We start from the raw sequence: 15,907 nt of genomic DNA, 5'->3' as shown, positions 1-15,907 counted from the left end.
TGTTTTCATTTAAAATACTTACAAAGGAATATTTCCGTGCTTCCTATTTGGCGTAACACTTACTTTATTTTCGAGCATACTGAATGCTTTTATTAATTTCCGTCTGGTGTTTTGCGGTAAGATAACCTCATCTATAAAACCACGTTGTGCTGCAGTATAAGGATTGGCAAATAAATCAGCATATTCAGCTTCTTTTTCTAAAAGTTTAGCTTCATGATCAACTGCGTCATGAATTTCTTTCTTGAAGATAATTTCCGAAGCGCCTTTAGCTCCCATCACAGCAATTTCAGCACTAGGCCATGCAAAATTCATGTCGGCACCAATGTGTTTCGAGTTCATCACGTCATAGGCACCTCCATAAGCTTTACGTGTTATAACCGTAATTCTTGGCACAGTCGCTTCGCTAAGCGCATAAAGTAGTTTGGCGCCGTGTACAATAATTCCATGCCATTCTTGGTCCGTTCCCGGTAAAAATCCAGGTACATCAACAAGTACCAATAACGGAATATTAAAACAGTCGCAAAAACGAGTAAAACGGGCCGCTTTTTTCGAACTGTTCACATCCAAAACTCCCGCCAGATATAGTGGCTGGTTAGCAACAATTCCTATGCTTCGACCTCCCAATCTTGCAAAACCAACAATGATATTTTCTGCATAATTTTTATGGACCTCATAAAATGAATCTTTATCAATAATTCCAGCAATCACACCATGCATATCATAAGGCTTATTCGGATTATCAGGAATAATACTCGCTAACTGTTCGCGCACCTCATCTTGAAGTTCGTAAGGCAACTTTTTTGCAGTTTCTTTATTACTTTGAGGCAAATAGCTCAGTAATCGTTTCAGGTCTTCCAAACATTCCACATCATTTGCAGAAGTAATGTGAGCCACTCCTGATTTAGTAGAGTGCGTACTAGCTCCTCCTAATTCCTCCGAAGTCACGGTTTCATTCGTTACGGTTTTCACTACATTGGGTCCAGTAACAAACATATAACTGGTATCTTCTACCATCATAGTAAAATCAGTCATTGCTGGCGAATATACTGCTCCACCGGCGCAGGGTCCCATGATCGCAGAGATTTGCGGAATTACCCCACTTGCTTGTACATTTCTATAAAAAATATCGGCATAACCACCCAAAGAGCGAACACCTTCCTGAATACGTGCACCACCAGAATCATTTAGACCAATCATAGGCGCACCCATTTTTACAGCCATATCCATCACCTTACAAATTTTCTCTGCATGTGTTTCAGATAATGCCCCTCCAAATACGGTAAAATCCTGAGCAAAAACATAAGTTAATCTTCCGTTTATGGTACCATAACCCGTTATAACTCCATCACCATAATACAGTTCATTTTGCATTCCAAAATCACTTGTCCGATGTGTCACCAACATTCCAATTTCTTCAAAAGAACCTTCATCCATCAAATAATTCACGCGCTCTCTGGCAGTCAATTTCTTCTTTTGGTGTTGTTTTGCAATTCTGTTTTTACCTCCACCCAAATGGGCAAGGGCAATCTTATCGTTTAATTCTTGTATTTTAGACTCCATAATTTATTGATTTGGTAATCGTACTATCTTTTGATCTTCAAAATACTGCTTCAAGGCTATTAACCCGGCAATTTTAGCTTCTTCAGCCAATTGATCTTTCAATTCGGCCGCATTATAATACTTTTTCACAAAATGCGTGTCGAAATTTCCTGATCTGAAAGCCTCGTGTTCAAACACAAACTTTCCGAAAGGCAAAGTCGTTTCTACCCCTTTCACTAAATATCCGTCAATAGCTTTGACCATAATCTGAATGGCTTCCTCACGGGTCTCACCATAAGTAATCAACTTGGCTAACATCGGGTCATAATAAATAGGAATATCCATCCCCTGCTCAAATCCATTATCGACGCGAACTCCTTCGCCCACCGGCAATTGATATACATCTAGATGACCAACGCTCGGTAGAAAATCATTCATTGGGTCTTCGGCATAAACCCTCAATTCCAGAGCATGTCCTTTAATTTTCAAGTCTTCCTGTTTGATCTCCAACTCTTCCCCTCTAGCGACTTTGATTTGCAGTTCAACCAAATCTAATCCGGTGATTAATTCTGTAACAGGATGCTCGACTTGCAAACGCGTATTCATTTCGAGGAAAAAGAAATTATTGTTTTCATCTAATAAAAACTCTACTGTTCCTGCTCCTAGATAATCACAAGATTTAGCTACTAAAACGGCAGCTTCCCCCATTTTTTTGCGCAGTTCTGGTGTTAATACCGACGAAGGTGCTTCCTCTATCACTTTTTGATGACGACGTTGAATACTACACTCTCTTTCGAATAAATACAAAATATTTCCATGACTGTCCGCCATGATTTGAATTTCGATATGTCTTGGCGATCCCACATATTTTTCAATAAAAACAGCGCCGTCACCAAAAGCATTTAATGCTTCGCTGATTGCTCTGTTCATTTGGGACTCAAATTCGGCTGCATTTTCAACAACTCGCATTCCTTTTCCACCACCACCTGCAGACGCTTTAATCAAAATAGGAAAACCTATTTCGCTAGCCACTACTTTGGCTTTTTCTATATCTGTAATGGCTTCATCCACTCCAGGCACCATGGGTATATTATAGGCTTTTACAGCTTCTTTTGCGGCCAATTTACTTCCCATAATATGTATGGCTTTCGATTTAGGTCCAATAAAAATGATGTTGTTCTTTTCTGCTTTTTCGGCAAAATCAGCATTTTCACTTAAAAATCCGTAACCGGGATGTATGGCATCCACACCAAGAGATTTAGCTACTTCAATGATTTTATCACCTAATAAATAAGATTGATTGGACGGCGATTCACCAATCCAGAAGGCTTCGTCAGCAAATTTCACATGAGGTGCATTTCTATCGACGGTAGAATAAACCGCGACCGTTTTTATGCCCATTTTTTGAGCCGTTTTCATGACCCTAATTGCGATTTCACCCCTATTGGCAACTAATATTTTTTTCATATTTAATAAGACTAAAAGAATAATGACCGTTTCACTGTTAGAACAAAGAGGTAAAAAATTCTTATTTATTTATCTATACTCTATTATCCTCTCTATTCAAATTCAATTAACAGCTGTCCTTTATCTACCGCATCTCCTAATAATACAGAAATAGACTTGATGGTACCATCACGTGGTGATAGGAAACTATTTTCCATTTTCATGGCTTCCAAAATTAATAGACTGTCATTCTCTTTTACAACCTGTCCAACAATCACACTAATCTCCAGAATTAATCCTGGCATTGGTGCTTTAATGGCATTAACTTGTTTTGTAAGCCCAACTTCAAATCCCAATTCTTTGATCAATAAGTCCAAATCATTAGCAATAGCAACCGTATAACTGTTGTTATTTACCTTGACGACATATTCTTTTTGATGAAAATTTGCAGATAGGATCTCTGCTTTAAAAGGTTTGCTTTCATGTAAGATATGGAAAGATTTGGAATCCAAATTTACAGCATCTAGTTGCGAAACTTGTTCCTTATCAAAGTCAAATTGAAAGGAATCATTTATATTTACTTTATAGCTATCACTCATTAGTGTAATTTTATGGTCGTAAAAATAGGTAAAAGAAAACGTTTTCGTAAATGAAAAATGCAAGTTTTATGCTAATTTAGTATAGTTCATTAAAAAAAAGCTTTTACAACACTAGCAATCCATATTCACGTAGACTATTCACCGGTTTTGAATACCAAAACAACTCAAAATCTTCCTGTTGTTTTTCAAAATCAGTCTTGATTTCCTGCAACGTATAAATTTTAGCATTGGAAACAGACACTTTTTGAAGAATTTCTGTCAACCATTCGCCTTCCGCCTTATTGGTTTGGATACTAAAACTTTCTTTTTTGTCATGAAAAGTCAAACTCATCATTTTCCAAGAATTCCCTTTTTTTGATTTAGTAAACTCCTCAACAAAAGGTTTGCCTCCTAACCAAACGATTTTGGCTGTGGATTTTATTTTAAAATCTTCCGGTTCTTGTAGCGCATTGAAAATGAAATCCTCCGGAATTTTTGTTTTTGGTATTTTAAAATCAAACCATTCCTGCAGGCTGTAATCAAAACAGATTCCGTGCATAAAGTTGAATAGGGATTTCTTTAATCCAAAGCTGAATTTGCCATGGTCAATTCCTGTCGAATCGATATAATTAATATCATTATTGGCAAAAGTACCAATAACTTCGGTTTCTTTAACAACGCCAAATTTTTCCGGATACATACCTACAGGACTGTGTGCTGTCATGGCAAATTGGTGCCAAAATCCCGACTGCAGCACTCCCACTTCAAATAACTGGCGCACCATTTCAAGACTATCCACCGTTTCCTGAACTGTTTGAGTTGGATAACCATACATAAGATACGAATGTACCATAATACCTGCTTCGGTAAAGTTTCTAGTTACTTTGGCTACTTGCTCTACCGTAACCCCTTTGTCAATTAATTTTAATAATCGATCTGAAGCTACTTCTAGTCCCCCAGAAACGGCGATGCAACCCGATGCTTTCAGTAAAAGACACAAATCTCTGGAAAAGCTTTTTTCGAATCGAATGTTGGTCCACCATGTCACAGACAATTTTCTTCGAAGTATTTCCAGTGCCAAAGCACGCATTAAAGCTGGTGGTGCGGCTTCGTCAACATAATGAAACCCATTTTCACCGGTTTGCTCCATCATTTGCTCCATCCGATCGCACAGCAAACTAGCTGCAACAGGCTCGTATATCTTTATATAGTCTAAAGAAATATCGCAAAACGTACATTTTCCCCAATAACATCCGTGTGCCATAGTGAGTTTATTCCAGCGACCATCAGACCACATTCGATGCATAGGATTCACTATTTCGATAACTGAAATGTATTTATCTAAAAGCAAATCAGAATAATCTGGCGTGCCCACTTGGGACTGCTTATAATCATGTTTTAAGGAATTATTCTTATATACCACTTTACCATCTTCCAACAGGAAGGTACGTTTGTATTCTTTGTCAATTGTTAATTGTTCATTTTCAATTATCAATTCAATTGGCGCTTCACCATCATCCAAAGTGATGTAATCGAAAAACTCAAAAACACGTTCGTCTGAAAGAGAACGCAATTCCGTATTAGGGAAACCGCCTCCAGCAGAAATTTTAATTTCGGGATAGTGTTTTTTCACCCATTGCGCCGATCGAAAAGCGCTATACAAATTCCCCGGAAAGGGTATAGAAATTAAGAACAATGTAGGCTGAATGGTTTCTATTCTTTCTTTTAAAATCGAAAGTAGAACATTATCTATATAAGTTGTCTCTTGTTGCAAGGCTTCGTACAATTCGTCAAAAGAATTGGCTGATCTCCCCAAACGTTCCGCATAACGGCTGAAACCAAAGTTGGCATCCACACATTCTACAATAAAATCAGAAATGTCTTCGAGGTACAAAGTAGCCAAATGCTTCGCTTTATCCTGTGTTCCCATCGTCCCAAAAGCCCAATCTAGCTCTTCCAATTGCGCAAAACGAGAGGCTTCAGGCAAATAATCTTCCTGACATATTTGAAGTGCCAGAGTTGGATTTTTCCCTTGCAAGAAAGCGATAACGGAATCAATAGTTTTGATATATTCTTCCTGTAACGCATAAATACGTTTCGAATTATCCGAAATTTCTCCAACTTCACCCGAGACTGAAAATCGAACTGGCGGAGCAAACTTTAAACCTGCAACTTCAAACAAATCTTTCAAACCTTTTTTCGAAAACAATTTCAAAATCACTTCAATCCCTAGATCTGCCTGAACGGCAGCAATGTCTTTGGTGTTCAGAAACCCTTTTATATAAGCCGTTGCTGGATAAGGTGTATTCAGTTGGGTAAAAGGAGGCGTGATGAGAAATAATTTAGTTTTCAAAGAGAATAAGTTTTCTGCAAAAATAAGGGTTAATTTTAGTAATTCCAGTAAAACATCAACCAGAAGTCACTATCCAATTAATTTATTTTATTATAAAAAAACTAAAACTTATGCTCCTTTTTACTAACCATCAACAGTGAAAATAAAGAGATACAAGATGCGGCAGTCAAATAAAACCCTACATAAGTCAAACTGTAATGTGTCGCCAACCAAATCGCAATCATAGGTGCAAATGCCGCTCCTAGGATTCCCGCCATATTAAACGCTAAAGAGGTACCCGAATAACGAATATTTGTAGGAAACAATTCCGACAAGAAAGTCCCTAATGGACCATAAGTAAATCCCATCAGAGCCATTCCTACACATAAAAACAGAGTCACTAAAACAGGACTTCCTGAGTTTAAGAAGAACGAAAAAACAAAACCAAATAAAGCAATGGCCGTTGTGGCATAAATAAGCATTTTTCTACGTCCAATACGATCTGCTATAAGAGCTGATACCGGAATAAAAAGTGCAAAAAACAATACTGAAAACAACTGCATTAATAAAAAATCTCTTTTGGAATAGCCCAAATCTGAAGTAGCCCAACTAAGCGTAAATACAGTCATCAGATAAAACACTAAAAAGGTAGTAACGGCAGCAAATGTGCCAAAAATCAACTGATTTTTATAAAATTTAAGTAAAGTTAAAAATGGAATTTTGACCTCTTCTTCTTTCTTAGAATTTTCGAACGCAGGAGTTTCGGTTATTTTTAATCGGATATAGAAACCCACTACTACCAATAACGAACTTGCTATAAAAGGAATTCTCCACCCATAATCAAGAAAAGCTTCTGCACTCATCGTATCTGTTAAAATCAAGAAAGTTCCACCCGATAGTAACAACCCTATTGGCGCTCCCAATTGGGGGAACATTCCGTACCATGCACGCTTATTAGGCGGAGCATTTTCGATGGCTAATAATACAGCTCCACCCCATTCGCCTCCTAAACCAACACCTTGACCAAAGCGGCACAACATTAATAATAAAGGTGCTGCAATTCCAATGCTAGCGTAGCTTGGTAAAAATCCAATACTAACGGTTGAAATACCCATTGTCAACAAAGCTATTACTAAGGTTGTCTTACGCCCAACTTTATCTCCATAATGACCAAATACTGCTGAACCAAGAGGACGAGAAAGAAATGCTATCGAAAAAGTAGCAAGGGATAGTAAAACCGAATTAGTACTGTCTGCTGAAGGGAAAAATAATTGAGGAAAAACTAAAACTGCGGCATTGGCATATATATAGAAATCAAAAAACTCAATCGTTGTACCAATTAAACTGCCAAAAAGAACATGTTTTAATGAATTTTCTTTTTTTGGATTTGCATTGTTTTTCATAGGGAAGCTAAAATATTTCTGTAAAAATGCCATTAATTTTCGGAAGTAACAAATGTATTTAGTTCGAATTATTACAGCATTTTTAGACACTAAATTCTTTTATTTTTAGCTACATTATAGATATCAAAAGTCTCCATACCTTTCTCATTTGACAAATACTTAGTCAATCGTAAAACTACATGGTGGATAGTACTTCCTCCCAAAAACTTAAGAGCATCCAGTTACAAATGATTTAGCACAACTGTTTATTATTACACAGAAAATAAAACGTTGTAAAAGCTTTTGTGTGTTGCAATACAACTCTATTTTTTAAAAGCTAAGTTAAATGAGTTTTTAAAAAAAATTGCGAAAATATAATTTAAACCGTCTAAATTACGAATCGACTATTTTTTATCCAGTTAAAACATTAAGTTATTAAATTTAATATAATTTTAAGATATTAACTTGTACTTTTCTATTAAAATGCGTACAATTACAAAAAATTAACATAACCTTAATATACCAAAAAGCTATACCTACCTTGAAAATAAAATCATTAAATACTAATTGCGCTGATGACTCCCTACTTTGGAGTAGACTAAGAACAGGAGATGAAAAGGCTTTTTCGGTACTTTTTACAAAGTATTATGAGCATCTAGTACGTTATGGAAATTCTTTTTCAAATCATGCTGAAAAAGTTCAGGATTGTATTCAGGACGTATTTGCAGATCTTTGGTTATACAAACATTCTTTAAGTGATAATGCCAATGTAAAAGCTTATCTTTTATCAAGTGTTCGCAAAAGGATTGCTAGATTACAAGAACGCGACCATATTTTTAGTAAAATCACTTCAACAGACTCTATTGAATTTTTATTTGATTTCTCAATTGAACACAAATTAATTATTGACGAAAGTACTGCTGATAAAGTTAATCAACTCAACATACTCATCAATTTTTTACCTTCTAGACAGAAAGAGGCATTATACCTAAGATACCACCAAGGCCTTAGTGTAGAGCAAATTGCAGATATGCTCGATGTAAATTACCAATCAGCTAACAATTTATTACACCGCGCATTACTAAACTTGCGCAAGGAATGGAATGCTAATATTCCCTTGCTTTTACTACTATCTTCTAGTATATTATAAATTTTTCTTAAATAAATTAAAAAAAAATCATAATTTAATGAGTATATAATAAGGAAACTGTCCTTTATGTCTATGTAACCTTATTTTTAAATGCAAAAACGTAACAAATATACCGAAATAGAAGATTTTTTAGCTGATGAATCATTCCAGTCTTGGGTACGTACAAAGGCGGACCTAGAAAACTGGGAAGAATGGACTTTAGAAAATTCTATGCGCGCTAAATTAGTTGAAGAGGCCAGACTATGGATTTTAGCTATGAAGATTCCTGAAAATAATTTACACTCCTCAATAATCCAAACTGCATTAGTAGCTACTTGGACTAAAATTGAAGAGAATGAAGCATCTACAAAGAAAGAAATTAAACTTTGGAATAATAATTGGCTAAAGTCTGTCGCTGCGGTTTTGGTTTTTGGTTTACTCGGCTCTTGGACTTATAGCCATTTATTTATTCCTAATAATTCGACACAAATCTACAATGAACTTATTCATGAGAATAATAATGAAGGACTCGTTGAGCAAACTAATAATTCAAATAAGCCTCAAATAATAACTTTATCTGACGGAAGCTCTGTTTTATTACAACCAAAAAGTAAATTGAGTTACCCTAAAATTTTTGTAGGAAACGAAAGAAGAGTCTATTTATCTGGTGAAGGTTTTTTTGAAATAAGTAAAAACCCTAAAAAACCATTTCTAGTCTTTGCCAATGAAATCGTTACCAAAGTAGTTGGAACTAGTTTTAGAATAAGTGCTTTTTCTAATGAACCTAATGTAGAAATACTTGTACGAACAGGTAAAGTAAAAGTACAGTCTAACGAAATGGTATTAAGTTTCAATAAAAAAGAGGAAATTACCTTACTTCCTAATGAAGCCTTACGTTTTACTCGTAAAAGTTCCACCTTCGATAAAATTACAGATATTACAAAAGATCAAACATTAATACACTCTGTTAGGACTATTGAGCAATTAAGTTTTGACTTCACTGATATTCCAGTTAGTCAGATATTTAAAACAATTGAACAAGCTTATTTAGTAAACATTGAATTCCCAAAAGACAAATTAAAAGACTGTCACCTTACTACTTCACTAAGCGACCAACCTTTGCCAGAAAAACTTAAAATTATCTGCAAAGCGCTGGGAAATAATACGAGTTATGAAATGAATGGAAACCAAATCATCATCAATTCTGATGGTTGTAATTATTGATAGAGTGCCTATGTAACAATACCCCACAAAAAAAGCGTCGAAGATGCTGTAACATTTTCGACGCTTAAGTAAAATCAAATTGCCTTCTCTAAAAAGGAATTTGCGTTGTCCTGATAATACCCGATAATAAGTACTAATTAAAACAAACCAAAATTATGAAAAAACCTGTTGTTAAACAACGATTACTCCTCCGAATCATGAAAATAACATTATTTCAATTTCTGTTGGCCTTTGTGTTTTCCACTGTAACCATGGCAAATAGTGTAAAAGGGCAAAAGAAATTAGACACTAAAGTTACTCTTAGTATTGAGAACTTAAGCTTGTATAATGCTTTGGCTAAACTTGAGAAAACTGCGAATGTAAAATTTTCGTACAATTCAAGAATTAGTCAACTGAATCAAATAGTCAGTTACAAAGCAAATGATGAGTTACTATCATCTATACTTAGTAATATTTTAAAACCGCTAAACATTACTTATTCTGAAGTAAGTAATCAAATTGTACTACAAAATAAAACTTCGTTTACTAATGATTTAATGGGTATAACTACACCACAATCATTAGCAACTAATACTATTTTAGCAACTATCGTCAAAGGTAGAGTTCTTGATGAACGCGGACTTCCTTTACCTGGAGCTACAGTTATGGTAAAAGGAACGAAAGTAGCTGTACTGACAGATATTGATGGTAATTTTACTATTGATGCTCCTGCAAATAGCACTAGACTTGTAGTTTCATATATAGGGATGGAAACCCAAGAAATAGCTATAAAATCAACTCCACTTACCATTATCTTAAGCGAGTTCGGACAAAAACTAAATGAAGTAGTTATTACTACAGGATATGAGAAAACATCCAAAAGGACTTTTACAGGAGCTATAAGCAAGATAACAGGAACAGATTTACTAGTTGAAGGCGTTGTAGATATCAGTAGAATGATCGAAGGTAAAGCAGCTGGGGTAACAGTTCAAAACGTTACTGGTACTTTTGGTACAGCTCCAAAAATTACAGTACGTGGTTCATCTTCTATTTTTGGAGATACAAAACCACTATGGGTAATTGATGGTATTGTTCAAGAAGATATCGTTAACCTTTCATTTGCAGATTTAGCATCTGGGAATTCAGAGACTTTATTGAGTTCGTCTATTGCAGGATTAAACCCTAATGACGTTTTAAGTATTGAAATACTAAAAGATGCATCGGCAACTTCTATTTATGGTTCAAGATCATTGAATGGTGTTGTTGTTGTGACGACTAAACAAGGAAGACGTGAATCTCCATTAAGTGTAACCTATTCGTTAGAACAAACTGCAAGAACAGTTCCTAACTACAATCAATATGACATATTGAATTCTCAAGAAACAATGAGCATTCTTAAAGAAATTGAATCAAAAGGGTTCCTTGGATTACCTCAAACCTCACAAGGACGTTACGGAGGTGTTTACAACATTCTTGCAAATGCTATTAACACTTATGATCAAACTAGTGGAACTTATGGTGTTAAAAATGATGAGCCAAGTAGAAATGCTTTCTTAAAAAAATATGAATTAGCAAATACAAACTGGTTTAAAGTTTTATTTAGACCATCTATTACACAAAACCACTCGCTAAGTTTTTCTGGTGGTGGAAAAAACAATGCTTATTTTGCATCTCTTGGTTTTTACCATGATCCAGGATGGACACTTGCTGACGGAGTGAATCAATTAACATCAAATATTAAAAACACTTTTTTTATAAATGATAAGTTTAGTCTAACGTTATCAACTCAAGCATCTGTTAGAGATCAATCAGCTCCAGGAAGTTACGACAGTCTTAGGGACGGTGTTAGCGGAAGCACAACTAGAGACTTTGATATTAATCCATTTAATTATGTTTTAAATACAAATAGAGCATTAAGACCTTATGATGACAATGGAAACTACGAATATTATAGAAACAACTGGGCTCCAATAAATATAGTTGAAGAATTACAAAACAATTATATGGACATTAAAGTTAAAGATATCCGTTTTCAAGCAGATTTGGCTTACAAAATAAATCCAAAATTAACGTATAACTTCACTGCTAATGCTCGTTATGCTAATACAACTAGAGAACATAACATTCTTGAACAGTCTAATATCGTGGGTGCATATAACGCTCAAGAAACTACAATTGTAAGAGATCAAAATATCTTTTTGTACCAAGATCCTGAAGATTTAACTGCTCCAAAAGTTTCTGTTTTACCAAACGGTGGTATCTTAAGAAAATTCTCAAATGAATTAACTTCTTACAATATTAGAAATAGTTTCAACTATAAAAATGTATTCAATAACAAACATGAGTTAGAAGCACTATTTGGTCAAGAACTTAGATCTGTAGATAGAAACAGCAATAATTTTACCGCTTTTGGCTTACAGTATGACAGAGGATTAACTGCTTTTACAGATCCTAGATTATTAGAAAAACTGATAAACGGTGGAGAATCATATTATGGTTTTAATGAAGAAAGAGAAAGAACTGTTGGTTTCTTTAGTAAAGTAGGATATACTTACGACAGACGTTATACTGGATCGATTACAGGTCGTTATGATGGATCAAACAGACAAGGAAATAGCGCTTCTTCAAGATGGTTGCCTACTTACACTTTTAGTGGAAAATGGAATGTTATGGAGGAAGACTTCATGAAAAACGTAAAAGCAATCAATACATTAAGTTTAAGAGGTTCTTACGGTCTTACTGCAACAGCTGGTCCAGCAACCAACTCACTAGCTATCTATAAAAGTTTCATTACTGATCGTTTAAACTTATCAGATAGGGAGACAGGATTGAATATTGATGAACTTCAAAATGGAGATTTAACTTGGGAGAAACAATTTGAAACTAACATTGGTTTAGATTTAGGTTTGTTTGACAATAGAGTTCAATTTACGACAGATGTTTATAGTCGTAAAGCATTTGACTTAGTAGATTTTGTTACCACTTCAGGTATTGGAGGACAAAAATTAAAACAAGGTAACAATGCAGATATGGAAACAAAAGGTATTGAGTTTTCACTTTCTACAAAAAATTTAAATAACACAAGGCTAAAATGGTCAACATCATTTAATTTCTCTGTTTATAATCAAGAAATCACAAAACTACAAAACGAGCCATCTGTTTTAGGTTTAGTTGACGGTACAGGAGGGAATTCAGTAGGTCACCCAAGAAATGCTTTGTACTCTTACCAATTCACTGGGTTGAATACTCAAGGATTACCCACTTTTGTAATGGCAGATGGAATAGTTGATAATGTTACAGGTGCCAATTTTCAAGATACAGAAGACATTACGAAATACTTGAAATATGAAGGTTCTATTGAGCCAAATAAGTCCGCCGGTATCTCGAATACTTTCACGTATGACAATTGGTCTTTGAATGTGTTTATCGTTGCTGCTGGAGGAAATAAAGTACGTTTAAATCCTATCTATTCTGATGAATATGACGACTTAACGGTATTTACAAAAGAATTCACAAACCGATGGATAAATCCTGGTGATGAAGCTTTGACAAATATTCCTGTAATTGCAGATCAAAGATTGATTGCAAATTATGCTTCACAGTCAAAGGATTTGACAAGAGCTTACAATGCATATAATTTTTCTGACGAGCGTGTTGCTGATGGAACTTTCGTGAGATTGAAAAATGTATCATTAAGTTATGAGTTTCCTAAAGATTTAAAGAAAAAATTAGGTCTTAATCTTTTCTCTATGAAAGCGTCAACAGCTAACCCACTTTTAATTTACTCTGACAAAAAACTAAACGGACAAGACCCTGAGTTTTACAGATCAGGTGGAGTTTCTCAACCAATCACAAGCCAATACACATTCTCTATTAACGTATCATTTTAATAAAAAAACATGAGAAAAATAAAAATAACCCTAACCCTCCTAGTAATATTAGGACTTAGTAGCAGTTGTGATGATTTTCTTTCTGAAATTCCTGACAACAGAACCCAATTAGATACTCCAGAAAAAATTTCTGAAATACTAGTTAATGCTTATCCTGAAGCTAGCTATATGGACTTTGCTGAAACAATGACAGATAATGCATCTGACAGTGAAAACCTACCAGCTACGACTATTAAAAACAGTCAAAATTACAATTGGCAGATGGCTGACGATATTACAAGAGATACGCCTGCTTTTTATTGGGATGCTTGTTATGTTGCCATAGCACACGCAAATCAAGCAATTGAAGCAATAAGTAAACTTGGTAATCCAGCTAACTTAAATGCACAAAGAGGAGAAGCTTTTATCGCTAGAGCATACTCCCATTTTATGTTAGTAAGTATCTTTTCACAAAGGTACAATCCTGCAACAGCTGCGACAGATCTAGGAATTCCTTATATCCTAGAACCTGAAACCGTATTGCTAAAAACATACAAACGAAATACTGTAGCAGAAGTATATGCGAATATTGAAAGTGATATTGAGGAAGGATTAAAGTATGTGGGAGATGATTATACACAACCAAAGTTTCATTTCAACAAAGCTGCCGCAAAAGCTTTTGCGAGCCGTTTTTACCTAGTTAAAGGTGACTGGGATAAAGTGTTAGAAAATTCAGATGACTTAACCAGCCAACCTGTAGGTAAATTGAGAAGTATTTCAGATTACAATCTTCTAGATACTACAACAAGATTTAACATTTATTCGCAAGCTTCTGAAAATACTAATTTATTAGTGGTATCAACTTCTTCTTTGTACAATAGAACCATTAGAAGTAATCGTTTTGGTTTGTCAGGCGCTGAAAGAAACACTGTTTTTGGAACGGCAACTAATTTATTTAATAAAACTTGGTTAGTTAGTAGCTTTTCAAGCAATGGTTCTATATCAATATTTCTACCAAAATTTGTTGAATATTTTAAGTACACTAATGCTAACGCAGGAATAGGTCTTCCTTATGTAACGAATGTTTTATTGAGCAATGAGGAATTATTTCTTAATAAAATCGAAGCGCACATCATGAAGAATGAATTTGCTCTAGCGAATACTGAAATGGAATACTTCTTCTCTGTTCGTACAACTGGATATTCACCAACTACGGACAAAGTAACTGAAGCAAAAATTGTTACTAAGTATCCTGTTATAACTGATGAATATACTCCATTCTATACTTTAACACCAGTTCAGGCTTCATACATCAAAGCGGTTGCTGAGTTAAGAAGAATAGAATTTATACATGAAGGACTTAGATGGTTTGATATCAAACGTTTCAATTTACAAATAACTCACAAGATTTATAACCAACCAAATATTATATTAGTAAAGGATGATAAACGTAGAGCTATACAAATACCTTTACATGTAACGAATACTGGAGTTGAAAAGAATCCAATTTAATTAAAATATAGCCATGAAAACATTAAATAAATATACAAAACTAATATTACTGTCTGCGGTAGTACTTCTAGGGGCTTGTTCAGGCGACGAACCGCTTAAAGAAAGTCAATTGGACTTATCAACCCCTCCAAAAACAGAATTAGACAATTGGATTGATATTAATTACCTGAACCCATACAATATCAACGTACAGTATAAATGGAATCAGAATGCTGTTGACAATAATAGGTTTCTATATCCACCAATTCAATCTAAAGTACAACCAGTATTAGAAATCGTTCAAAGAATATGGCTTGACAGTTACAAAGCTGTTGCCGGTGAAAATTTCGTGAAGAATATTGCTCCTAGAGAATTTGTTCTTGTAGGAGGAGTTAATTTGAATACAACTGGTACTATTACTTTAGGTTTAGCTGAGGGTGGTAAAAGAATTACCTTTTTTGAGACTGATAATGTCAACAAAACAAATCGAGCTAACATAAAGCGCTTTGTTCGTACTATTCAGCATGAATATATCCATATTCTAAATCAAACCAAGCCTTTTGATGAAAAATCAATGGCCAAAATTACACCCACAGGATATTCTTCTGCATGGTATAATACTTCGGATGCCGATGCCTTACAACAGGGTTTCTTAACTGCTTACGCTAAGTCGAATATCAATGAAGACTTTGCCGAAACTGCAGCTACTATTCTAGTAAATTCAAAAGCTGAATACGCAACAATTCTTGCTGGAGTAACTAATGCAACAACATTAGCAAATATCAAAACAAAAGAAGCAATCGTTGTAAAATATTATAAAGATGCCTTTGGTATTGATTTTTATAAGTTGAGAGACGAAGCAGAGAAAAACACTACAGCTGTAATAAACGGAAATTAGTAAGTTAAAAGAGCCTAATAAAAAGGCTCTTTTAAAAAGT

General features: G+C 34.8%; 10 protein-coding genes. 5 read left to right on the top strand and 5 right to left on the bottom strand.

The features are described from left to right. Positions 1–18 precede the first annotated feature (18 nt). From HJ01_RS09285 to HJ01_RS09265, 5 genes are all read right to left on the bottom strand, one after another. The gene (locus HJ01_RS09285) at positions 19–1,560 is read right to left on the bottom strand and encodes an acyl-CoA carboxylase subunit beta (protein ID WP_007138127.1); all 1,542 of its coding nucleotides are present in this window, start codon (positions 1,558–1,560) and stop codon (positions 19–21) included. Positions 1,561–1,563: 3 nt separating this feature from the next. Further along, positions 1,564–3,006 carry an acetyl-CoA carboxylase biotin carboxylase subunit gene (accC, locus tag HJ01_RS09280; protein ID WP_007138126.1) on the bottom strand — a complete coding sequence of 481 codons (1,443 nt, stop codon included), beginning with the start codon at positions 3,004–3,006 and terminating at the stop codon, positions 1,564–1,566. 92 nt (positions 3,007–3,098) lie between these two features. Beyond that, positions 3,099–3,584, bottom strand: coding sequence for an acetyl-CoA carboxylase biotin carboxyl carrier protein subunit (locus HJ01_RS09275; protein WP_007138125.1), 486 nt, complete (start codon positions 3,582–3,584; stop codon positions 3,099–3,101). Between the two features lie 103 nt (positions 3,585–3,687). Then, positions 3,688–5,916, bottom strand: a complete 2,229-nt coding sequence (locus tag HJ01_RS09270; protein ID WP_007138124.1) for a B12-binding domain-containing radical SAM protein — start codon at positions 5,914–5,916, stop codon at positions 3,688–3,690. A 101-nt stretch (positions 5,917–6,017) separates the two neighbouring features. Beyond that, on the bottom strand, positions 6,018–7,298 hold the full coding sequence (locus tag HJ01_RS09265; RefSeq protein WP_040473894.1) for an MFS transporter: 1,281 nt from the start codon (positions 7,296–7,298) through the stop codon (positions 6,018–6,020). Positions 7,299–7,818: 520 nt separating this feature from the next. Between HJ01_RS09265 and HJ01_RS09260 the strand changes: the two genes are divergently transcribed. The 5 genes from HJ01_RS09260 (at position 7,819) to HJ01_RS09240 (ending at position 15,867) form a co-directional block, all read left to right on the top strand. Further along, positions 7,819–8,427 carry an RNA polymerase sigma factor gene (locus HJ01_RS09260; RefSeq protein ID WP_007138121.1) on the top strand — a complete coding sequence of 203 codons (609 nt, stop codon included), beginning with the start codon at positions 7,819–7,821 and terminating at the stop codon, positions 8,425–8,427. 90 nt (positions 8,428–8,517) lie between these two features. Beyond that, positions 8,518–9,630, top strand: a complete 1,113-nt coding sequence (locus HJ01_RS09255; protein ID WP_007138120.1) for a FecR family protein — start codon at positions 8,518–8,520, stop codon at positions 9,628–9,630. 155 nt (positions 9,631–9,785) lie between these two features. Then, positions 9,786–13,499: a SusC/RagA family TonB-linked outer membrane protein gene (locus tag HJ01_RS09250; protein ID WP_007138119.1), complete on the top strand. Its 3,714-nt coding sequence runs from the start codon at positions 9,786–9,788 to the stop codon at positions 13,497–13,499. Between the two features lie 9 nt (positions 13,500–13,508). Next, positions 13,509–14,990 (top strand): RagB/SusD family nutrient uptake outer membrane protein, encoded by a 1,482-nt coding sequence (locus HJ01_RS09245; protein ID WP_007138118.1) that lies wholly within the window; start codon positions 13,509–13,511, stop codon positions 14,988–14,990. Between the two features lie 13 nt (positions 14,991–15,003). Beyond that, positions 15,004–15,867: a putative zinc-binding metallopeptidase gene (locus HJ01_RS09240; protein ID WP_007138117.1), complete on the top strand. Its 864-nt coding sequence runs from the start codon at positions 15,004–15,006 to the stop codon at positions 15,865–15,867. The last annotated feature ends 40 nt before the right edge of the window (positions 15,868–15,907 follow it).

Origin of the sequence: Flavobacterium frigoris PS1, assembly GCF_000252125.1 — a bacterium.
GTDB classification, from domain to species: Bacteria; Bacteroidota; Bacteroidia; order Flavobacteriales; family Flavobacteriaceae; genus Flavobacterium; species Flavobacterium frigoris_A.
The sequence above is the reverse complement of the archived record's forward strand: the minus strand, read 5'-3'. Positions and strand labels throughout refer to the sequence as shown.